Source organism: Larkinella terrae, assembly GCF_009668025.1.
Lineage (GTDB): Bacteria > Bacteroidota > Bacteroidia > Cytophagales > Spirosomataceae > Larkinella > Larkinella terrae.
This window is the reverse complement of the sequence record NZ_WJXZ01000012.1, coordinates 72,272-93,413: the sequence shown is the minus strand read 5'-3', so window position 1 is coordinate 93,413 and position 21,142 is coordinate 72,272. Positions and strand designations below refer to the sequence as shown.

The 21,142-nt window shown below is 54.1% G+C and carries 16 protein-coding genes; 5 read left to right on the top strand and 11 right to left on the bottom strand.

Features of this window, described 5'->3' with window-relative positions:
- Positions 1-32: 32 nt before the first annotated feature.
- Together GJJ30_RS18830 and GJJ30_RS18825 are read left to right on the top strand one after the other, a co-directional pair.
- A complete protein-coding gene (locus tag GJJ30_RS18830; protein ID WP_154176734.1) occupies positions 33-2,075 on the top strand; it encodes an OPT family oligopeptide transporter in 2,043 nt (680 codons plus the stop codon).
- A 118-nt stretch (positions 2,076-2,193) separates the two neighbouring features.
- A complete protein-coding gene (locus tag GJJ30_RS18825) occupies positions 2,194-3,066 on the top strand; it encodes an alpha/beta hydrolase (RefSeq protein ID WP_154176733.1) in 873 nt (290 codons plus the stop codon).
- A gap of 232 nt (positions 3,067-3,298) precedes the next feature.
- Here the strand turns inward: GJJ30_RS18825 and GJJ30_RS18820 are convergent, their stop codons facing one another.
- The 7 genes from GJJ30_RS18820 to GJJ30_RS18790 all read right to left on the bottom strand — a co-directional run bounded on the left by GJJ30_RS18820 (position 3,299) and on the right by GJJ30_RS18790 (position 14,836).
- Positions 3,299-5,104 carry a M61 family metallopeptidase gene (locus GJJ30_RS18820; RefSeq protein WP_170299230.1) on the bottom strand — a complete coding sequence of 602 codons (1,806 nt, stop codon included), beginning with the start codon at positions 5,102-5,104 and terminating at the stop codon, positions 3,299-3,301.
- 124 nt (positions 5,105-5,228) lie between these two features.
- On the bottom strand, positions 5,229-5,804 hold the full coding sequence (locus GJJ30_RS18815; RefSeq protein WP_154176731.1) for a YdeI/OmpD-associated family protein: 576 nt from the start codon (positions 5,802-5,804) through the stop codon (positions 5,229-5,231).
- A gap of 320 nt (positions 5,805-6,124) precedes the next feature.
- Positions 6,125-8,125 carry a heavy metal translocating P-type ATPase gene (locus GJJ30_RS18810; protein WP_154176730.1) on the bottom strand — a complete coding sequence of 667 codons (2,001 nt, stop codon included), beginning with the start codon at positions 8,123-8,125 and terminating at the stop codon, positions 6,125-6,127.
- Between the two features lie 5 nt (positions 8,126-8,130).
- Complete coding sequence (locus tag GJJ30_RS18805; RefSeq protein ID WP_154176729.1) at positions 8,131-8,751, bottom strand: hypothetical protein; 621 nt, start codon at positions 8,749-8,751, stop codon at positions 8,131-8,133.
- Positions 8,752-8,762: 11 nt separating this feature from the next.
- Positions 8,763-10,001: an efflux RND transporter periplasmic adaptor subunit gene (locus GJJ30_RS18800; RefSeq protein WP_154176728.1), complete on the bottom strand. Its 1,239-nt coding sequence runs from the start codon at positions 9,999-10,001 to the stop codon at positions 8,763-8,765.
- A complete protein-coding gene (locus tag GJJ30_RS18795) occupies positions 9,998-14,407 on the bottom strand; it encodes a CusA/CzcA family heavy metal efflux RND transporter (RefSeq protein WP_154176727.1) in 4,410 nt (1,469 codons plus the stop codon). Before GJJ30_RS18795 ends, GJJ30_RS18800 begins: the two co-directional genes overlap by 4 nt.
- 99 nt (positions 14,408-14,506) lie before the next feature.
- A complete protein-coding gene (locus GJJ30_RS18790) occupies positions 14,507-14,836 on the bottom strand; it encodes a DUF6660 family protein (RefSeq protein ID WP_154176726.1) in 330 nt (109 codons plus the stop codon).
- A 174-nt stretch (positions 14,837-15,010) separates the two neighbouring features.
- On the opposite strand from GJJ30_RS18790, the gene GJJ30_RS18785 reads away from it, so the two are divergent.
- Positions 15,011-15,217: a hypothetical protein gene (locus tag GJJ30_RS18785; RefSeq protein WP_154176725.1), complete on the top strand. Its 207-nt coding sequence runs from the start codon at positions 15,011-15,013 to the stop codon at positions 15,215-15,217.
- Here the strand turns inward: GJJ30_RS18785 and GJJ30_RS18780 are convergent.
- Positions 15,205-15,999, bottom strand: a complete 795-nt coding sequence (locus GJJ30_RS18780; protein ID WP_154176724.1) for a phytanoyl-CoA dioxygenase family protein — start codon at positions 15,997-15,999, stop codon at positions 15,205-15,207. The genes GJJ30_RS18785 and GJJ30_RS18780 overlap by 13 nt on opposite strands.
- Positions 16,000-16,191: 192 nt before the next feature.
- Positions 16,192-16,998, bottom strand: a complete 807-nt coding sequence (locus GJJ30_RS18775; protein WP_154176723.1) for a helix-turn-helix domain-containing protein — start codon at positions 16,996-16,998, stop codon at positions 16,192-16,194.
- 363 nt (positions 16,999-17,361) lie between these two features.
- On the opposite strand from GJJ30_RS18775, the gene GJJ30_RS18770 reads away from it, so the two are divergent.
- Positions 17,362-18,528 (top strand): MFS transporter, encoded by a 1,167-nt coding sequence (locus tag GJJ30_RS18770; protein WP_154176722.1) that lies wholly within the window; start codon positions 17,362-17,364, stop codon positions 18,526-18,528.
- Positions 18,529-18,598: 70 nt separating this feature from the next.
- Here the strand turns inward: GJJ30_RS18770 and GJJ30_RS18765 are convergent, their stop codons facing one another.
- A complete protein-coding gene (locus GJJ30_RS18765) occupies positions 18,599-19,369 on the bottom strand; it encodes a glycerophosphodiester phosphodiesterase (RefSeq protein ID WP_154176721.1) in 771 nt (256 codons plus the stop codon).
- Between the two features lie 154 nt (positions 19,370-19,523).
- Between GJJ30_RS18765 and GJJ30_RS18760 the strand changes: the two genes are divergently transcribed.
- Positions 19,524-19,820, top strand: a complete 297-nt coding sequence (locus tag GJJ30_RS18760; RefSeq protein ID WP_154176720.1) for an antibiotic biosynthesis monooxygenase family protein — start codon at positions 19,524-19,526, stop codon at positions 19,818-19,820.
- Between the two features lie 115 nt (positions 19,821-19,935).
- Here the strand turns inward: GJJ30_RS18760 and GJJ30_RS18755 are convergent, their stop codons facing one another.
- Entirely contained in the window at positions 19,936-21,117 is a 1,182-nt protein-coding gene (locus GJJ30_RS18755; protein ID WP_229313238.1) for a glycoside hydrolase family 18 protein, read from the bottom strand.
- Positions 21,118-21,142 lie beyond the last annotated feature (25 nt).

The following is a 21,142-nucleotide window of genomic DNA, read 5'->3' as shown; positions in this document are numbered from 1 at the left end:
GTTGATCTTTCGCGTAAATCCTGAGCCTTTCTATGGAAACAAAATCTCCGCCCGAGTTCAAACCCTATATTCCTGATCACCAGTCGACGGCCGAATTTACGCTCAAAGCCGTGATCACCGGCGCCCTCTTCGGGGTGCTGTTTGGTGCCGCCACGGTTTATTTGTCCCTGAAAGCCGGATTGTCGGTTTCGGCCTCGATTCCGATTGCCGTGCTGGCGATCTCCCTCGGTCGGCGGTTTTTGAAAACGACCATTCTCGAAAATAACATCATCCAAACCACCGGCTCGGCGGGCGAGTCCATCGCGTCCGGCGTGGTTTTTACCCTCCCCGGTTTTTTGTTCCTGACCGACGGCGTGGGCGAAGATTTTTTCAATTACTGGACCATTCTGACGCTGGCGATTCTGGGCGGATTACTCGGCACGCTCATGATGATTCCGCTGCGTCGGGCGCTGATCGTGGAGGAACACGGGAAGTTGCCCTACCCGGAAGGCACGGCCTGCGGCTCGGTGCTGATCGCGGGCGAACGCGGTGGCGATTTTGCTAAAATGGCTTATTTGGGTCTGGGAACAGCTTTGCTTTACGCCATTTTCCAGAAAGTGTTGCACGTAATTGCCGAAGCTCCCACCTGGGCAACGAATCAAATAAACCGCTATTTCCCGTCGGCGCAGGTGTCCGGAGAAATTACACCGGAGTACCTGGGCGTTGGCTACATCATCGGTTTTCGGATTTCGGCGGTATTGGTCGGGGGCGGTATTCTGGCATGGCTGGCATTGATTCCGCTGCTGGCCACGCTGGTGCCGGGCGATACGATTGCCCTTCAGCTGATTAAACTCGGCTACCTGTCGAACCTGCAAACGGCGGGCGGACCGGGTGGCTGGAACCCCGCAACTCACGGGTTTAACGATACCGCAGCCGCCATTTACCGGGCATATATCCGGCAAATTGGCGCGGGCGCCGTTACGGCAGGCGGTTTTATGACGCTCATCAAAACCATTCCGACCATCGTTTCGTCCTTCCGCGATAGCTTCAAAAAAGTTGATGTTGCCGCTGAAGGAGCGCAGGTTCGGCGGACGGAGCAGGATTTATCCGTTCGGGTCGTGATTTTTGGCAGCATCGCCCTGGCGGTTCTGATGGTCATTTTACCCCAAATTCCCGGCGATTCGATTCTGACAAAAATCCTGACGGCCATTCTCGTAGTTGTGTTCGGCTTTTTCTTCGTGACGGTGGCCAGCCGGATTGTGGGCCTGATTGGCTCGAGTTCATCACCGGTTTCGGGAATGACCATCGCGACCATCATGGGAACGGCTTTGGTGTTCATCGGCGCCGGACTTACGGGGAGAATCTACGAACCGGCCGTGCTGGTCGTGGGCGGCATGATCTGTATCGCAGCGGCCAACGCGGGCGGTACATCACAGGATTTGAAAACCGGTTACCTCGTTGGCGCAACGCCCAAATACCAGCAGTTGGCCCTGTTCATCGGCGTCATTGTTTCTTCGCTGGCGGTGGGCGCCACGGTGAAAATTCTGGATACACCCACGCCGGATCTGGTGGCGCAGGGCATCACCCACGCTATCGGCAGCGACCGGTTTCCTGCCCCGCAGGGCACCTTGATGGCCACGCTCATCAAGGGCTTGCTGTCGTTCAACCTCGACTGGCAGTTTGTGCTGGTGGGAGCGTTTATGTCGTTTGTCGTCGAAATCTGCGGAGTCAGCGCGCTGGCGTTTGCCGTGGGCCTGTACCTGCCGCTTTCAACGACGCTGCCGATCTTCGCCGGTGGTTGCGTTAAAGCGCTGGTCGACTGGAATTTCAAGCGCAAGGGAATCGTCGAAGAAGACGCTGATCTGGGTCGGGGGAGCTTATTTTCAACGGGTCTGGTGGCCGGAGGGGCACTGGCCGGGGTGCTGGTGGCCTTGCTGTCCGTCAATGAATCGGTTTTTAATTTCCTGTCCAAACTGACGCTGGAACCGGCACTGGAGCACGCTTTGGGCAGCGAAGGCTACCAGTTGCTGGGCGCACTGGCGTTTTTGGCACTGGCTACCATTTTGTACCGGGTTGCGATGAAACGCAATGGATAAAAAAGAATGAAAAATGTAAACGGAGCCGCCCGCGCGGTGATGAACGCCAAATGTAAAAGTGTTTGTACCGGGTCAGCCTACTTTTACATTCGACATTAACAGCCAAACCTTCCTGATTATGAAATGCTTATTAACATTCGCAGCTGGTCTGTGCCTGACCGTGCTGGTGTTTACGACCGGTTTTGCCCAGCAGGAAACAGTCACCTACGGCCCGGATTCGGAGCGGCAAGAGGGCATACCCAAGGGCCAGGTGACCAAATACATCTGGAAAAGTAATGTCTTTCCGAATACCATTCGGGAGTATTACGTCTACGTTCCGGCACAGTATAATCCCAATAATCCGGCTGCGTTGATGGTTTTTCAGGATGGTCATGCCTATGTAAAAGAAGATGGCGATTTTCGGGTACCGGTGGTTTTTGATAACCTGATCCACCAGAAAGCCATGCCGGTGACCATCGGGTTGTTCATCAATCCCGGACAGCATGGCACCGAACTGGCCAAAGATCCCTGGCGGGGCGACAACCGGAGTTTTGAGTACGACACGCTCACCAATCAATATGCCCGGTTTTTGATCGAAGAGCTGATTCCGGAAATCAGTAAAAAGTACAAACTGGCCGATTCGCCAAAAATGCGGGCTATCGGCGGTATTTCGTCGGGCGGTATCTGCGCGTTTACGGTGGCCTGGCAGCGCCCCGACTATTTCCAGAAAGTCCTGAGCCACGTTGGCAGTTTTACCAACATCAAGGGTGGCCACGTCTATCCGTCGCTCATCCGGAAAGCGCCCAAACGCGACATCAAAGTGTTTTTGCAGGACGGCAGCAACGACCTGGATAACGCCCACGGCAACTGGTGGCTGAGCAATCTTCAGATGGATGCCGCCCTGAAATTCAGCAAATACGACTACAAATTCGTCGGCGGAACGGGCGGACACAACGGCAAACACGGCGGCTCCATCCTCCCCGAATCCCTCCGGTGGCTCTGGAAAGAATAGCAGTAGCAGGGAGTTGACCGAGAAACCCTGAAAGGGTTGCCCATGGATAACCCCGGATGCAATCCGGGGGCCTGGGGCCGGGGCGTAGAACCGTGGTAAAATGAGTCAACCCCGCTGGGGTTGTAGTGATCTGTGATTACTCCCGCTCCCCGGATTGCATCCGGGTTATCCAGGGTTAACCCCTTCGGGGTATACGGTTTTATAGCCGTTGGGGCGCTTGTACTTTATACTTTTATAACCACGCTTGCAGGATCGCTGCCTGAAGCGGATTGGGTTTCGGAAGCCGCTTGATGTCAAAACGCCGTTCGGACTGTTTCCCCAAAACCGCCGTGACGTCTTTGGATTGATTATTCTGTGAAACGGTCAAATTAACGGAATCACCCGGTTTTTTGTCTTTTCGCATCGCGCCCAGTGCCTGAGCCGTCGCCTTCTGTCCGTCGATGGCCAGCAAAACCGTCCCCTTGCGAAGACCGGCTTTCCAGGCGGGCGAATTCCATTCGGCTTCCATCACCACCAGCGAGTCGTTCTGGATATCGAACGAAATACCGAGAAAGGCCCCGGGCAGTTCTTTGAGCGCGGCATCGATCGCTAAACCGGCGTAAGCAAAATATTTTGGGTAATCGATCTCCTTCGTGGTCGCGGCATAATCGATCAATTCCGGGAGTTTGGTTCCGGCGATTTTCTCGCATTCGGCCCAGAATTCTTTTTCCGAAAAACCGCGTTTCAGTTTTTGGTAATACGTCAGATACAAGGCCCGCATCACGTCGTCGAGCGATTTTTTGTTCCGGGTTTCGTGCCGGATTTTAAAATCGAGCATCGCACCCAAAACCGGTCCTTTGCTGTAATATGAAATGGTTTTGTAAGCTTCGTCGCCCGACCGGCCAAACGGGCCGTCTTCCCAGGTTGCGAAACTGGCCTGCGTCGCCGACTGGAACAGGTGGCCGGGTTTGTTTTCGTAACTGGCAATGTTTTGCTGCAATGCGCTGAAAACCTCTTCCTCGCTCATTAAACCGGCTTTTTTCAGAATAAGGTACGGATAATAGACCGTAAAACCTTCCGAAACCCACAGCATGCGGGTACGGTTTTGCTGGTCGTAATTGAACGGACCCAGCTCGACCGGGCGAATCCGCTTGACGTTGTAATGGTGGAAATATTCGTGCGCCAGAAAATTATACAGCCGGTTTTTGCCCGCCCGCGAATGCAGTTGCTCCCCGCTGAAACTGATCGATGTGGAGTTCAAATGCTCAATGCCACCTCCGCCAGGCCCAATCGCGATAAACGTGTAATGCTTGTACGGAATGTCGCCAATGACAGCGACCGACCCCTCGACAATCTTTTTCAAATCGGCCACGAACTGTTGGCGGTCAAAATTACCGAGCTTGTAACCGATAAAATAATGCGGAATTCCCTTGACTTCGAACGACGGCAACTGCTCCAGATTTCCCAGCAGAATGGGGCTGTCGTACAGGATGTCGTAGTTGGGCGCAACAAACGTATGCGGTTTTCCGGCCACCGAATCCAGGCCCGTCGCGATGAGGTGTCCCCAGCTGGAATGCGGTTTTAGCGTGACCGTAACCGGCTGATTGAGTTGGCCTTCGGGATGCATGAACACCCCCGCCGGAGAAATATACCCGTGGTTTTCGTCCAGAAAATTGCCCGCGACAAAATTCCGGGTGGCCCGCACATCGTAGATTAGCCGGATGGGCTGGCCCTGCTTCTGGTGAATTTTCCAGCGGCTGTTGGCGGTTTTCTCCCACTGCAGCGGTTTTCCCGTGTCGTCGGTGGCCTGAAAATTCTCGACTGATTTGGCGTAATTCATCAACTGGTAGTAACCGGGTGTCCAGACCGGCATTTTCACTGTCAGCGTATCACCCCGACCGCCTTCGCAGCGGAACGAAACGTGGTACAACTGCGAGGCTGGGTCTTCCATCGAAACCGTATACGCCAGCTTCCCACCCGGTTTTTGCCCGAACGCCGATGAAATTGTGAAAAGAAAAACCGCCAGCAACCGCAGCTTCTGCCGTTGACGGCTGACCAAAGAATTGGGAGAAAAGAGAAGTGCAAAAGTTTCCATGAATACCGCAAGAAACCGGCTGATCGGTTGTCAGAATCGGTTTGTTGGTTCATTTTAAGCATCTTTCCGCTCAATTCAAAGGCAGAAATTACTCACCATTACGCCGGAGCGCGGGGATTTTCCGTCCGTTGGCGGAATGTTCAATCAATTCGGTCAGGCGTTTCCGCCGGGTGGCCTCCTGCTTTGCGCTAACGACCAGTTTCACCGCGGCTTTGCGGTACGAAGGGGCCTGTTTCAGGAAGAATTGCCAGGCATCGGCGTTGGCTTTAAACTCTGCTTCCTGGGCCGCGTCGAGGTCCCAGCTCTCCTGTTCGTGCGAATACAGCCCGGTTTTTTTCAAATCCCGCGCCCGATAGATAGCTAAACCGGCGGGTTTGACGAGATTCTGCTCAATCAGTTCTTCGATCCGCTTGAGGTTGACCGCGCTCCAGATGCTGCTCTTTTTGCGGGGCGTAAACCGGATCTGGTAGGCGGTGTCGTCGATGGATTTCCGAATGCCGTCGATCCAGCCAAAACACAAAGCTTCATCAACCGACTGCGGCCAGGTGATACTCGGTTTGCCCGACCCCACTTTGTAAAAACCGACGATCAATTCCTTTTCCGTCTCGTGGTTTTGCTCGAACCAGCGCCGAAACTCTTCCGGTGTTGCAAAAAATGTTGCCATATGTACCACAGACTGGCGGGCGCCCCCGTTCAGTCCGTTTGATTTAACTACTCAAATTAGTACGAAATTATTGCAAGCTAGCTAAATGGCTAGTGTCTTCACCTAAAGTTTACATACATCTTTTAAGTTTAAATTCCAGTCGCGTAGCGACTTAATGTTTGTAGCAAAACCCGATACGCGAATTCTTTCTTTGCCGGGCGGTCGCGTAGCGATCAAATAGAGTTCGGTCGCTACGCGACCCAAAAACAAACGCAATTGCTTTTTCTACAAACATTAAGTCGCTACGCGACTGGAAATTCAACTTAAAAGATGGGGAGATATTAGAATTTCAGATTCTGGACCCGAACGGCGTTCAGAATCGCCAGCAGGGCTACGCCCACGTCGGCAAAAACCGCTTCCCACATCGTGGCAATGCCGCCCGCACCGAGCAGCAGCACAATGGCTTTCACGACCAGCGAAAGGGTGATGTTTTGCCAGACGATCTGCCGCGTCGCCCGCCCGATTTTGATGGCCGTTACGATCTTCAGCGGCTGGTCGGTTTGAATTACCACGTCCGCAGTTTCAATCGTCGCGTCGGAACCCAGCCCGCCCATCGCCATGCCGACGTCGGCCAGCGCCACCACCGGGGCGTCGTTTACGCCGTCGCCGACGAAGGCCAGTTTTGCTTTTGGCGTCGGAGCCAGTTCCTGTTTCAAGCGTTCCACCTGACTCACTTTGTCTTCGGGCAGCAAATCGCCGACGGCTTCGACGCCTAATTTTTGGGAAACCGCCTGCACTACCGCCGATTTATCGCCCGATAGCATGACGGTTTTCAGACCGAGCGCGTGCAGTTGCTGGATGGTTTCGGCGGCATCGTCTTTTTCTTCGTCGGCAATGGTGAAATACCCCGCAAATTGCCCATCGATAGCCACCAGCACCACCGTGAACGGAATCGCGGCAAGTGCTTCGTCAAACGACACTCCGAATTTCTGCAAAAGTCGGGCATTTCCGGCCAGCACGGTTTGTCCGTTCACGACTCCTTTCAGCCCGTGACCGGGGATTTCTTCCACGTTTTCAACCGAAAGCGGTTTGTCATTCGAACCGGCATACGCCAGAATCGCCGTTGCGACCGGGTGCGTGGATTTGCTTTCCAGAGCCGCCGTCAACTGCGTCAGTTCCTGCAGCGAAATGCCTTGCGGTTTTGCTTCCTGTACTTTGAAAACCCCTTTGGTGAGCGTACCGGTTTTGTCCATCACCACGGTTTTAACCTGCGTGATCAAGTCCAGAAAAACCGAACCTTTGAACAGAATACCGTGCCGGGAACCCGCGCCGATACCACCAAAATAACCCAGCGGAATCGAAATCACCAGCGCACACGGACAGCCAATAACCAGAAAAACCAGGCCTCGGTAGAGCCAGTCCCGAAACTGATAATCCGCAACAAAAAGAGCCGGAACCACCGTAATCGCCAGCGCCAGCGCGCAGATGATGGGCGTATAGATTTTGGCAAACCGGGCAATGAATTCCTGCGTCTGGGCCTTGCGCCCCGTGGCTTCCTGCACCAGTTTCAGAATCCGCGACAGCTTGGAATCCTGATACGGCGTGGTTACTTCCATTTCCACCAGCGTCTGCCGGTTGATCATGCCCGCCAGCACATCTTCGCCTTTCGTGATCGTCCGCGGAACGCTTTCGCCGGTCAGGGCCGCCGTTTCGAATGAGCCCGTTTCGGACCGCAGTTTGCCGTCCAGTCCCACTTTTTCACCCGGTTTCACCTGAATGACCTCACCGACTTTCACTTGAGCGGCTTTGGTCGGAATGGCTTTTCCCTCCCGAAAAACCGTCACCGTATCGGGCCGCACGTCGAGCAATGCCTTAATGGAACGACGCGCCCGCAAAACGGCCGCGTCCTGAAACAGTTCCCCAACGGTATAAAACACCATCACGGCGACGCCTTCGGGGTATTCCCGGATCGCAAACGCGCCAATCGTGGCGACGCCCATCAGGAAAAATTCGGTAAAAACGTGGCCTTTCAGCATGTTCAGAACCGCCCGGCGCAAAACCGGCCAGCCAACGGGGAAATACGCGACGAGATACCAGACAAACCGCCACGGGTCACGAAACCAGGTCGTTGCGTACTGATCCAGCAAAATACCGCCGAGCAGCAGCACCAGACTGATGGCAACGGGTCCGTATTCCTGCAGCCCTTCGAATGCTGAGCCGTTGCGGCCCGAACCGCCGTTTTCGGCCTCGGTCGAATCGGTTTCTTCCAGGTCCAGCTCACCGTGATCGTGGTCATGATCATGGTCGTGCCCGTCGTGGGAGTGATGGTGATGGGTTGCCATATCGTTTACAGTTCAATGAAAAAGTTGAGAATGCCGAGCGCAATCAGAATGCCGCCGGTGATCTGTTTTTCGTGGTGTTCAAGCCAGTGCCATTGCAGACGCGCCAGTCCGCGAAACGATAAAGCGGTTAATCCAACCATGCACAGAATCGTTATTGCGGTATAGGCAACGCTAAGGGTGGCCACGGCGGGCCAGCCGAGCGTTCCGGCCGTGAAGAAAAACGTCTCGATTTCCAGGCAGGGCGACAGCAGCATCGCCAGTGCCAGCGTGCCGACGATCGCCCGTTTCGAGCGGCCCGACAGCCCTTTCGGAACGTGCTCGTGGGCGCTGTGCGGGTTGTGAACGGCGAAATAAACCAGCCCCATAAAGATCAGGATCAGCGACGCAATCCAGCGGGTCTGGCTCTCGAGTTGTTCCGATAATTCGACGCCGATCGCGCCGATCAGCACCCCCAGAATCACTGTACTGAGCGTGTGGAAAAAACCGCTCAGGGCCGCCACGCCCAGCGTTTCGCGCATCGACCAGTTTTCGCTGCGGCCGATGAGCGCCACCGGAAGCCAGTGATTCGGAATGGCCGCGTGAACGGCGCCCAGCAGAATACTACCAATTAGCAGGTTAAAAAGCATTTTCGTTTCCGTTAATGAACATGACCGCCCTCTTCTTCCGAATTATTCAGCACGGAATGCAGGTCGTACGCACCGGCAATCACCACCTGCGCGTCATTTTTTACCGTTGAAGGCAATGTTACCGCCTGATACCCATTTTCGCTGACGCCGGTTCGCACCGCGACGGGCCGAAACTGGTGGTGGATCGTTCCTTCGTGTTCCTCTTTTCCTTCATACACAAAAATCTGCGAACTCGTGCCCGACTTGATCACGGCCACCTCGGGCAAAGCCGGTTGCGGTTCGTTGCGGGTTTCGATCAGGGCCTTCAGAAAGGTTCCGGGCCGTAATTCGGCATCCGGTTTTTCCAGAGCGGCATACACGCGCACCGTCCGGTCGGCCCCGGTTTCGCGGTTAATGTACCGAATCCGCCCGATCCGTTCCCGGTTTACGGAGCTGCCATCGGTGCCAATGATCGACAAGCGGACCCGCTGTCCGACCTGCACGCGGGCAATATCACCCTCAAAAACGGTTAATTCGGCGTATAAACCTGATGTATTCATTAATTCAAATAACACATCGTTGGCGTTAACAAACCGCCCCCGGTTCACATTCACTTCCGTCACGGTTCCGGTAATGGGGGAACGTACGGCAACGGTTCGCGTAATCTTGCCTGCCGCCAGCTCGCTCATCGACACACCCAGAAGCGCCAGTTGCTGCCGGAGTCCTTCGGCCCGCGCCCGCAGCGACTTTACCTGCGAGGTCGCCTGTTGAAACGTTTTGAGCGAACCGACGTTTTCGCGGCTGAGTTCGCGCTGGCGTTCGTATTCCTGCTCCTGAAATTCGAGCTGACTGACGGTTTCCAGGTATTCCTGCTGAATGCGAATGAATTCCGGATTTTCGAGCATCGCGAGCAACTGCCCCTGTTTAACGGCCTGCCCCGGCAACAACGGTGTCGAGGTCAGGATGCCGCCGTAAGGCGTTGAAACCGAGACCTGTTGCTGGGGCGGTATACCAATAACACCGTTGACGCGAATCAGGTTGCTAAGTGTTCGCTGTTCCAGCCCGCCCAGCCGGATTCCGGCGGTTTTGAACTGCTCGTCGGTTAACTCAACCAGGCCTTCTTCGTGCGCTTCGGCGGGTTCGGCATCCTTTTTAGCGGGCTCGGTTTTCGCTTCCGTGGCCGCGTCTTTTTGCTGGTTACAACCGGAAAATCCCAGTCCGATCACAACCAGCAGGGCAATAAATGGATTTATTTTCAATATCTGTTTCATGGTTCAGTGCTTCCCAGGAGGTATTCGAGGTTGATGATGGTCTGATTCAGGTCGTTCAGCGCGGCCAGATAACCGGTTTGAATACCGCTCGCCGTCCGCAGATTCTGGAATAACTCGATGTAACCGATTTCGCCAGCGCGGTATGCTTTATCGGCCTGCTGACGAATCAGCGTTGCCTGCGGCAGGGCCGATTCTTCGTAGTACGTCAGCGTCTCCCGGTTTTTGCGGTACGTTTGCAGCAGTTCGGCGAAAACACCTTCCAGGCTGCGCCGACGGGCAGTTAGTTGCGCTTCCGTTCGTTGCTGCCCCAATTCTGCCGCCCGGACCCGCGCCCGGAGCGGTTTGGCCACAATCGGAATCGAGATGCCGACTTGTCCGTACGTAAACCGATCGATGCCGGTATAAAACCGGTCGGTTCCGTTGATGGTCTGGATGCCGCGCAACGACTGATTGACGACATTGAACGAATAATCGGGTTTGAGCCGCGACCGCTCGACGTCGGTCTCGCGCCGGGCAATTTCGATCTGCTGACGCAGGAGTGCCAGTTCCGGATTTTGATTCAAAGCCACCGAATCGGGCAGCCGCATGGCGCGGGCGATCAGCACGGAATCCGCAATCCGGGGCAATTGATCGGTTCCCAACAGCGTTTGAAGTCGCCGGGATTGGATTTGCTGGTCGGCCCGGTTCTGGGTCAGTTGCATCCGGAGTTGCCGCGCTTCAACGTCGGCGGCCGTTTGTTCCAGCAGCGTGCCTTCGCCCGTGCGTCGGCGGATGCCAGCCGCCCGCGATACCGCCGTAAAAAGGCTATCCTGTCGAAGTAGCTCACGGTGAAGCGTTTGCAGATAAGTTAGCTGGTAATAGGCGGCCTTTACCTGCAGGGCCAGTTCCTGACGCGTCACCCGGTTTTCGGCTTCGGCTCCGCTGATTCGGGCATCGGCCAGTGCTTTCTGGTTGCGGATCAATCCCGTCGCGGGGAGCCGCTGCCCAATCTGGAACGACTGATCGACGTAACGGCTGTTGTACTGCCCGGCGGTTACCACGATATCGGTTTTGCCGACATCGCTCGCCGTGCCGCGCAGGGCCTGCTGATAATCCAGGTTCAGCGCCGAAACCCGCACCTGCGGATTATTCTGGAACGTTTGTTTCAGTGCCTGATCGAGCGAAAGTGGAACCGGTTGCATGGGTAACTGAGCCTTGCTTTCAGGCGGACTAAGGCTTAATCCGAGAGCCAGCAAACCGATGGCGGGCCACCAACCGGCGGCTACGGTTTTGGAGACAGGCATCAGTGCCGGGTCCTTTTTTCCGAAACGTTGTTCGATCAATAAATACAAAACCGGTAACACAAGCAAGGTCAGCAACGTGGCCGTAATCAAGCCGCCGATTACCACCGTCGCCAGCGGTTTTTGCACTTCGGCCCCGGCGGTATTGGACAACGCCATCGGTAAAAAACCCAGCGACGCGACCGTTGCCGTCATCAGGACGGGGCGTAGTCGGGTGCGGGTTCCCCGGAAAATAGCCTCTTTTAAATCTGAAATGCCGCCCTTTCGCTGGTAATTGAATTCGGCGATCAACACGATTCCGTTCAAAACCGCTACGCCAAACAGCGCAATAAAACCAACGGCGGCCGAAATACTGAAGGGCATTCCCCGAAACCAGAGCGCCAAAACCCCGCCGATGGCCGCCAGCGGAATCGCCGAAAAGATTAGCAACGCCTGTCGCATCGAATGAAACGTAAGGAATAAGAGCAGGAAAATCAGCCCTAAAGCCACCGGAACCGCCACCTGCAAGCGGTTTTGCGCTTCGATCAGGTTCTCGAACTGACCACCGTACGTCACGTAATAACCGGTCGGGAATTTAACCTGCCCGTTGATTTTCTGTTGTAACTCGGTCACGACGCTTTCCACATCGCGGCCGCGCACGTTAAAACCGATCGTCAACCGGCGTTTGGCGTCTTCGCGCTGAATCTGGTTAGGGCCGGGCATGAGTTCAATTTTAGCAACTTCGGAGAGCGGAATCGCCGGGCCGTCGGTAGTGGAAATAGTCAACGCCTGAACGTCATTGATGCTCCGCCGGTTTTCGCCCGCCAGCCGAACCACCAGATCGAACCGCCGTTCGCCTTCGTAGACCAGCCCGGCACTTTCACCGGCGAAGGCCGTGCTGATGGTCCGGTTGACGTCGTCCACCGCCAAACCGTAGCGCGCGAGGGCTTCCCGATCCAGTTTCACGACAATTTGCGGCAAGCCTTCCACCTGTTCGACGTATAAATCCGTCGCTCCTTTTACGCTGGTAACCAAACCACTGATGCGTTTGGCGAGCCGGGTCAGTTCGTCGAGATCTTCGCCGAAAATTTTGACGGCCACATCCTGTTTCGCGCCCGAAATCAGTTCGTTAAACCGCATTTGAATCGGTTGCTGAAAACCGAACGACACGCCCGGAATGGCTTCCAGTGCTTCCGCCATTTTCCCGGCCAGCTCTTCCATATTCGACGCCGATGTCCATTCGGAACGCGGTTTGAGAATAATCATGATATCCGCAGCTTCGATGGGCATGGGATCGGTCGGAATTTCGCCCGCGCCAATTTTGCTGACCACCTCTTTCACTTCCGGAAACCGTTTCATCAAAAGCCGCTCGGCCTGGGTGGTTTTGTCCACCGTATGACTCAGCGACGAACCGGTGACGACGCGGGTTTCAACGGCAAAATCACCTTCGTCGAGGGTCGGGATGAATTCGCCACCCAGCGTGGTGAAAAGCCAGATCGCACCTGCCAGCAGCAAAACCGCTACGCTCAGAACCAGCGTTTTATGCCGCATGACACCGTGGATGACCGGGTTGTAAAGCCGCAGAAAAAAGTCCATCATCCGGTCGGAAATCGTGCGGTTGGGCGACTGCTGTTTATTCAGCGCCAGCGCCGACATCATCGGTACATAAGTAATGGAAAGGATAAACGCCCCGGCAATGGCAAAGCCCACCACCTGCGCCATCGGGCCAAACATCTTGCCTTCAATGCCCGACAAGGCCAGAATCGGCAAGTAAACGATCAGGATGATGATTTCACCGAAGGCCGCCGAGGTTCGAATCCGGCTGGCGGACTGGTAAATTTCCTCGTCCATTTGCGCCTGCGTCAGCCGGACTTGCCGATTGACGCCCAGGTGGTGCAAAGTCGCTTCAACGATAATAACCGCCCCGTCGACAATCAGGCCGAAGTCGATGGCACCCAGGCTCATCAGGTTGCCCGAGACGCCGAAAACCTGCATCATGCCGACGGCAAAAAGCATCGAAAGCGGAATGACCGAAGCCACGATGAGTCCGGCGCGCCAGTTGCCCAGAAACAGAATCAGCACGAAAATGACAATCAAAGCCCCTTCGATCAGGTTGCGGGTGACGGTGTTGATGGCCCGGCCCACCAGCTCGCTCCGGTCCAGAAAGGCGTGAATATCAACGCCTTCGGGCAGCGTTTTCTTGATCTGCTCCATGCGGTTTTTGACCCGTCCGATCACTTCGTTGGCATTTTCGCCTTTGAGCATCAGCACGAGCGCGCCCACGGCTTCCCCCTGCCCGTTGCGGGTTAAAGCCCCGTAGCGGTTCGCCGAACCGTAGTTGACCTGCGCCACATCGCGAATCAGGACGGGCACTCCGCCTTTCGTCCGGCGGATCACGATCCGGCCAATGTCGTCCAGGTTGCCGACCAGCCCTTCGGAACGGATGAAATAAGCGTTCGGTTTTTTGTCGATGTAAGCCCCGCCGGTATTCTGGTTGTTGCGCGACAATGCCGTGAATAAGTCGTTGATACCGAGGCCATAGGAGCGCAGCCGGTCGGGGTCGATGGCAATTTCGTACTGCTTCAGCAAACCGCCGAAACTACTGACGTCGGCCACGCCGGGCGTGCCCAATAATTGACGCCGAACCACCCAATCCTGCAGCGTACGCAGTTCGGCGGGCGAATAGTTGGAGGTATAACCCGGTTTGGCGTAGATGACGTACTGGTAAATTTCGCCCAGACCGGTGGTGACCGGCGCCATTTCCGGCTCTCCGGTTCCGGCCGGAATCTGGCTGCGGGCGGCCGAAAGCCGTTCGCTAATTTGCTGACGCGCCCAGTAGAGGTCGGTCGATTCCTGAAAAACAAGGGTTACAACGGATAATCCAAAGCGCGAAAACGAGCGGATTTCGCCGATTTCGGGAATGGTCGCCATCGTTTGCTCGATCGGAAACGTAATGAGTCGCTCCACTTCCGGAGCCGCCAGCGCGGGCGAGCGAGTGATGATTTGAACCTGATTATTGGTAATATCCGGAACGGCGTCGATCGGCAGACGGCTGAGCGAATAACCGCCCCAAATCGTCAATACAATCGTTAATAGCCCGATAATCAGTTTGTTGTGTATGGAAAAACGGATGATGGAATCCAGCATGCCGATACGGAGTTAAAATACAAAAGGAGTTGAGCCGCCGAAGTAGGGCGAAGAATGCAACCCAGTTGCACAGAACCAATTGGGCGCACGTATCCAGCCTTAGCCGAGTTGGGGCGGCTGCCAGCAGGAAACCGGCGCAGACGGCAAGGCCGGCGCGAATCGTTTGTAACGGGGAGAGGAAAAGGAAAAAGCCGCAAAGGCGAACTGGAAAACCGGGCTGGCTTCCAGCACCGTGCCGCAACAGGCGCAGCCGCAGAAAGGCGAACACAAATCGGCGCCCGACGAATCGCCGTCGTGCTGATGTGCATCGCTGGCAATTGTCGCCGTGGCTTGCTTATCGACGCGCAGCGACCGGCAGCCGTCGGCGCAGGGCCAAACGGACAACACCAGCAGATAAACGCTCATCAATAAGCAAACCAGCGACTTCATGCCACAAAGCTATTCGAAAAAACCGTGCAACAGGGAGGCAAAAAACGGTTTTGATACGAGTTGGTTAAAATAGTACACTTATTTTCAGGAGAGAATAGGTATATTTATTAATGTTTGTGCAAAAAATTAATTTATTGAACCTCTTATTGAAAGAGATTCTAGCACTAAGTAACGATGAAGCTGATTTTAATCATTCTTTTCACCCTGTTTTCATATTTCGCTCTTTCCTTGACAATTGCGGCTTTCCAGCTTAAGTTTCATCATTCCCCGGAAGGAAATCTCTACCTGGGTTTATCAGTTGCTATGACGCTGGCGACGCTGTTTGTTGGAAACCGGTTTGTAAAAATCACCGAAGAGAACGAAGACGATCAGGAGATGTGATTTTCCAATCCGATCCGAATCGCTTCTTCGACCGGGAAATAGTTTTCCTCAGCGGAACCTTCGATGCGTAAACCCTCGCGGGTGAGTAAAGGAGGCTGCGCCAAAAACCGGGGCTCGGTACCGTGGTGCGGCTGGGCGGCATGGGCCAGAAAAGGGTGGCAGAGGTAAACCGTACCGGCTTTACCGGTTGCTGTCAGTTCGTTTCGGGCCGGTAAGTCCGCCAGTTTTCCGGCCAGTTCCATAAACGACAGGCCCTGTTCGCCCGCCGGTTTTAACAAACGGGCCACGTCCCGGTGCGATCCGAGCCGAAGCCGGGTTGGAGCGTCCTTTTCGCCAACATCCGAAAAAAGGAACAGCATCAGCAGCGCCCGGCCTTTTGACCGAATGTTGACCCGCCATTCGAAAAAATTAGCCGGTTCGGTGCCGGGGAAACCGGCATCGACGTGCCATCCGGTGTCGCCGGGATCTTCAGTTGACGGAAAACGGACGGGAAAAGTGCCCATACTTCGGCAGGGAAGCCACCTGCCCGGACCCACCAGCTGGTCGAAAGCCCGGTGAAGAATTTCCGTATTGGCCGCCTGAACAAACGGCTCCTGGGCATACATGCCAAGCCGGATGACCGGTTTTTTCCAGGTCGATGGGTTGTTGGGATCAACGTCCATGTCGTTCCAGAGAATTTGGCGGGCGGCTAGGGCGATTTCAGGCGAAAAGGCCTGATCGATGCGGACCAATCCATTGTGAATGAACTCGTCCAACTGGTTTTTAGAGAGTCTGTCTGGCATGAGAATCTGGCTTTGGAAAGTATTGGCAATATGAAATTGGGCCTTCAAAAAGGCCATGTGTCGGAGCGACAATGGGAGGGATTGTTAAAGCATTGGAGCCATTCTCATACGAACAAATGTAGCAGATAACCGAATTGCCCGCAAGTAGTTTGGGCGTTCGTTCATCGGCCTAAACGGCCGGGTGGAATAGAATTAGTGGGATTCGCGTAATTTTTTACCCGTAAACCGGACGACATCCTTGTAGAAATGGCTCATGTCGTAATAACCAAAGTCGTAAGGCGAGAAGCGGTTTTTGTCCGCTACGTAACCGGAAAGGGCCGCGCGGGTTCTTACCGTCAGCAGGTAGTTTTTGGGAGAAATACCGATAATCCGGTGAAAATACCGATTGATGGTTTTCGACGTTGCGAACAGTCGGTCAGCGAGTTGTCCCGTATTCAGCACCATGCCGCTGGCATCGAATGTGCCGATGGTGGTTGCGACGAACTGCCGGTAGTGGTCGGTTTTTTTCGATTGATGGAATCGGCTTAAAAAATAGCGCTGAAGCAGGTCAACGCGTTCCTCGAAAGTATCCAGTTGTTTGACGTGCTGAAGGATGTCGATGGGTAAAATCGTTGCCAGATTAACAGCCTGATCGACAAACCGGACCTGATTGATCCCCAGAACCGCTTCCAGTCCGCCCGGAAAAAACTTGATGGTGAAGATGTAATCGGTGGGCAGGTTGTGCCGCTCCACAATGCTGTTGCGGAGAATAAGCACGTCCGTATCTTTTTGAATCAGGTACTGCCTGGCACCAATGGAAAGCTGATACGGTTCGCCCAGATTGATGTAACACGTGGGCGTCCAGCTCGGAAACATCTTCACCGAAAACCGGTTATCCGCCACCTGGCGGTACGTTTCTGCGGCCGACGATTCGGAAAAAAACTCAATGAATTCCGCCAGTTCGTTGGTGGGAACGTAGAAACGGTACAGTTTTCGAATGTTATCAAATATCTCCGTCATCGGTTTCGGTCGGGCAGTTAGCGTTGACCAGACTAAAGATCGGTAAAAAACCGGTTAGGTTGCATTCGGCGGGATTCCTGTTGACGAGTCAGGCGACGAAAAACTACCCAAACCAAGTCGGCGGATTTCGCTATTCCATCTATTTCAGGACTGGCTCAACCGGTTTTGATTTGCGTTTATTGTACTTTCCATACAATCAATACGAACTCTTTCAGAATTGACTAAATCCAAGAACTAAATTCGGGTGATTTTGATTTTACGGTTGAGTGAAAGTGCTTTTCGTGCTGAAAATTAAACTATTTTTGCCCGATAAAAATTAAAAAGTAAATCGAATACAACCTGAATTTTTGAATTTTTTCCAGAATGAATTTTACCATCTCACACCGTTTATCACCCCGGCTCTCGACACGTAGCATCCGTCGGGGCGCGGTTGGTGCTTTATTTTTCCTCCAGGGACTCTCATTTGCCAGTTGGGCGTCGCGGATTCCGAGTATTCAGCAGACGCTGGGGCTGTCGGATACCGAGCTGGGGGGTGTTTTACTCGCGCTGCCAGCCGGTTTGATGCTTTCACTGCCGGTTGCGGGCTGGCTGACTACCAAAATCGGAAGCCGCAAAGTGGCCACACTGGCCGTCGGTTTCTACGCCCTGACGCTGCTGAGCCTGGGGTTTGCGCAAAGTACCCTGCAACTGATGACTTGTCTGTTCGTATTTGGGCTGATTGGGAACATGGCCAATATCGCCATCAACACGCAGGCCGTTGGGGTCGAGGCCCTGTATAACCGGCCGGTGATGGCGTCGTTTCACGGCCTCTGGAGTCTGGCAGGTTTTGCGGGTGCGATGGTCGGCGCTTTTATGATTGGCTCCGGTATTGTTCCCTATCAGCATTTTGCGGCTGTTCTTTTCTTCGCCCTGGCCGCGCTGGCGGTGGCTTCCCGGTATATTTTGCCGGAAGATGCGAACACCAACGCCGACCAGCCCATTTTTGCCAAACCCGATAAAGCGTTGTTGATTCTGGGGATTATCGCTTTCTGCGCGATGATTTGCGAAGGTGCGATGTTCGACTGGAGCGGTATTTACTTCAAGAAAGTTGTGCTGGCCGATAAGGCGATGGTCGGCGCGGGTTACACGGCGTTCATGAGTACGATGGCGCTGGGGCGGTTTATTGCCGACTGGTTCGTCACCCGTTACGGATTGAAACGCACCCTGCAACTGAGCGGTATTCTGATTGCGTCCGGTTTGCTGACTTCCGTTGCCTTGCCATATATGGGAACCGCCATTATCGGGTTTTTCCTGGTCGGTTTTGGCGTATCGTCGGTGGTGCCGCTGGTGTATAGCGCGGCCGGAAAATCGACGGTGATGTCGCCTGGCGTAGCACTCGCTGCGGTCTCGACCATCGGTTTTCTGGGTTTCCTGATCGGTCCTCCGCTGATCGGTTTTGTCGCCGGAGCCACCAGCCTCCGCATTTCCTTCGTCATCATTGCCGGAATGGGCCTGTGCGTCGCCCTGATGGCGAAGAAAGTGAAGAGTTGACCATTGACGGCTGACCATTGACCACTCGTTCCGGACAATGGTCTATCGTCAATGGTCAGCGGTCAATCGTCTACTTCACTTTCTCCAGCAGTTTTTCCGGTTCGTCGGTGGTGATGAAGTCGGCTTTCCGTTCCAGCAGCCAGTTCATCATTTCCGGATCATTGACCGTCCAGACGTTGACGGTCAATTTCTTTTGGTGGGCTTCCTGAATCCAGTTTTCGTTTTTCTTCATGATCGCCTGGTTGTAATCCAGTCCGTATAAACCGTCGGCCGCCAGCAGTTCGGGGGCTTTGTCGCCCATCAGATACGCCACGTTGGCCGAAGGATCGAGTTCTTTCACCTTCTTGCAGACGTCGTAATCGAAGCTGATGTAGTCGACCAGCTTCCGGCCTTTCATGGCCTTCACGGTCTGCACGCATTTGGTTGCCAGCGCCAGCGAATGCTCCTTACTGACTTTCGACGCCTTGATTTCCAGAATCAGCCGGGTTTTCTTTTGCTTCAATCCTTCTTTCAGGTAGCTTTCCAGCGTCGGCAGCGATTCGCCGTTGGCGAGTTTCAGTGCCTTGATGTCGGCGGCCGGAGCGGTTTCCAGATGAACACCCTGCAAGTCGTGATCATGGTTAACCACCAGCGACGAATCGGCGGTCATGTGTACGTCGAATTCACTCCCGTAGCAGCCCAGTTTAATAGCCTGCTGCAGCGACGCAATCGAATTTTGGGGTGCTCCGCTATTTTTCCAGGCGCCCCGGTGAGCAATCACTTTGGTTTGTCCCATACTTTGAACAACGGAACAGGTGGATAACAAGACTACGAATGCGGTATTGAAAAAGACGGTTTTCATACGGTTTAAGCGGATTTAGTGCGCAAAATTAACAGAGAAGTCCTCAATGAAGCGAGCATTCGCTAAAAATCGGGCGCTCTTCACAGAAATATAACAATGGCAATGAAATTAAAAACTACATTTGATAACGCTTTAATCCTTAACGTTTTATTATATGTACGCACGCGTAATTCAGGTGCCCCTGAAACCGGAATCGATTAGTGAAGCTACCGCCTATTTCCACGATTCGGTGGGCCCGGCGCTCAAAGAACAGGACGGTTTTATCAATAGCCGGTTTTTAACCAATGCCGAAACGAATAAATGCCTGATGGTAACGCTCTGGGTGTCGGAAGAAGCCCGGATCAATGCCGAAAACAACGGTTTTCTGCAAGGTGTGTTGAAAGGAATGGGAGGATATTTTGCCGGACCACCGACCATCGATTATTATGAAGTGGGGGTTCAGGTGGTTTAAGAAAAACAATAGTTTCGCAGAGTTAAGCGGAGGAAATTAGAGTTACGCAGAGGAATTATATAAAAACTCTGCTTAACTCATTTTTTCTCCGCTTAACTCTGCGAAACAACTAAACTCATTTCGCCAGCTCTTTCACCAGCACATCCAGGAGCTTATCTTCCTTTAAGTCAAGCGTATATTCCCAGAACATCGCACCCGCTAGTCCTTTCGATTTGACGTAGTCGATTTTGTGAACCATCGACTCTTTGTCGGCGTACGAAATAAAGGTACGGCTTTCGGGATTCCACAGATACGGCGCTTTGGCCTTGTCGTCCCAGTACCGCGTATACCCGTTTTTGTTGATGTAATTGGCCACCAGATCGTAGTAATTCGGACTCATGTGTTTGCCGGACGACGGCTGAAACAACCCGTTATTCACCGGATTGACGGCGGTCCAGCCCCGGCCGTAAAAGGGCAAGCCGAGCACAATTTTGCTGGCCGGAACCCCGGCTTTAAGGTGCCCGTTCACGGCATCGTCGGAACTGTTGCGCGACCGATCACTTAATGCCGACTGATACAGCGGGCTGTGGTGACCGGTTTTTTTATCATTCCCGTGATAAAGATCGTACGTCATGATGTTGACGTAATCGAGGTATTTCTGCGCGTTGCCCAGTTCGGTATGGTTCACGAAAGCCGTGTCGCCCCCGGTGGCCGCCGTCAGCAAATAATGCCGCGAGGCCGGGCGCTTATCTTTTTTACCCTGCGCATCCAGCTGCTCCCGCAACTCCTTGAGCAACAGCGTAAAATTCTGCTTGTCGACCGGCCGGAAGATGTTGTTTTCGCCAATTTGGTCGGGATATTCCCAGTCGATATCAACGCCGTCGAGTTTGTGTTTTTTGAGCAGCGAAACCGCACTGGTCGCAAATTTCCTGCGCGAGGCATCCGTCAGCGACGCGTCGGAAAAATACCGGCAACCGCCCCAGCCGCCAATCGAAATCAGAATCTGGAGGTCCTTATTGACGGCCTTCAGCGAATTGAGCGTTGCCAGATTGACCGAATCCCTCGCCCGGATCGGGGCCAGTTCGCCGTTTTCGGCCGGAACCGCAAAGGCATAGTTGATGTGCGTCAGTTTCTGGGCTTCAATGTCGCTTTTCTTCCAGCCGCCCCCGCCGACGTAGCCGATCAGAACGTATTTTTTCTTGGCTTGGGATTGACCCAAAACCGTTTTTGGTACGAATACCAATTGACAGAAAATGGAAACAAGGAGTAAACTAAAAAGCGGTTTTTTCATCATCAGGTTGGTAAATGTGATTGCCAAAAAGTGCGTAAAATACACAGCAATG

What these genes read in the sequence shown, in the direction of transcription:
- GJJ30_RS18805 (WP_154176729.1), bottom strand. Translation starts at nt 8,751, where the DNA reads ATGCTTTTTAACCTGCTAATTGGTAGTATTCTGCTGGGCGCCGTTCAC.
- GJJ30_RS18760 (WP_154176720.1), top strand. Translation starts at nt 19,524, where the DNA reads ATGTACGCACGCGTAATTCAGGTGCCCCTGAAACCGGAATCGATTAGT.
- GJJ30_RS18825 (WP_154176733.1), top strand. Translation starts at nt 2,194, where the DNA reads ATGAAATGCTTATTAACATTCGCAGCTGGTCTGTGCCTGACCGTGCTG.
- GJJ30_RS18765 (WP_154176721.1), bottom strand. Translation starts at nt 19,369, where the DNA reads ATGAAAACCGTCTTTTTCAATACCGCATTCGTAGTCTTGTTATCCACC.
- GJJ30_RS18800 (WP_154176728.1), bottom strand. Translation starts at nt 10,001, where the DNA reads ATGAAACAGATATTGAAAATAAATCCATTTATTGCCCTGCTGGTTGTG.
- GJJ30_RS18775 (WP_154176723.1), bottom strand. Translation starts at nt 16,998, where the DNA reads ATGACGGAGATATTTGATAACATTCGAAAACTGTACCGTTTCTACGTT.
- GJJ30_RS18830 (WP_154176734.1), top strand. Translation starts at nt 33, where the DNA reads ATGGAAACAAAATCTCCGCCCGAGTTCAAACCCTATATTCCTGATCAC.
- GJJ30_RS18815 (WP_154176731.1), bottom strand. Translation starts at nt 5,804, where the DNA reads ATGGCAACATTTTTTGCAACACCGGAAGAGTTTCGGCGCTGGTTCGAG.
- GJJ30_RS18810 (WP_154176730.1), bottom strand. Translation starts at nt 8,125, where the DNA reads ATGGCAACCCATCACCATCACTCCCACGACGGGCACGACCATGATCAT.
- GJJ30_RS18795 (WP_154176727.1), bottom strand. Translation starts at nt 14,407, where the DNA reads ATGCTGGATTCCATCATCCGTTTTTCCATACACAACAAACTGATTATC.
- GJJ30_RS18780 (WP_154176724.1), bottom strand. Translation starts at nt 15,999, where the DNA reads ATGCCAGACAGACTCTCTAAAAACCAGTTGGACGAGTTCATTCACAAT.
- GJJ30_RS18770 (WP_154176722.1), top strand. Translation starts at nt 17,362, where the DNA reads ATGAATTTTACCATCTCACACCGTTTATCACCCCGGCTCTCGACACGT.
- GJJ30_RS18790 (WP_154176726.1), bottom strand. Translation starts at nt 14,836, where the DNA reads ATGAAGTCGCTGGTTTGCTTATTGATGAGCGTTTATCTGCTGGTGTTG.
- GJJ30_RS18785 (WP_154176725.1), top strand. Translation starts at nt 15,011, where the DNA reads ATGAAGCTGATTTTAATCATTCTTTTCACCCTGTTTTCATATTTCGCT.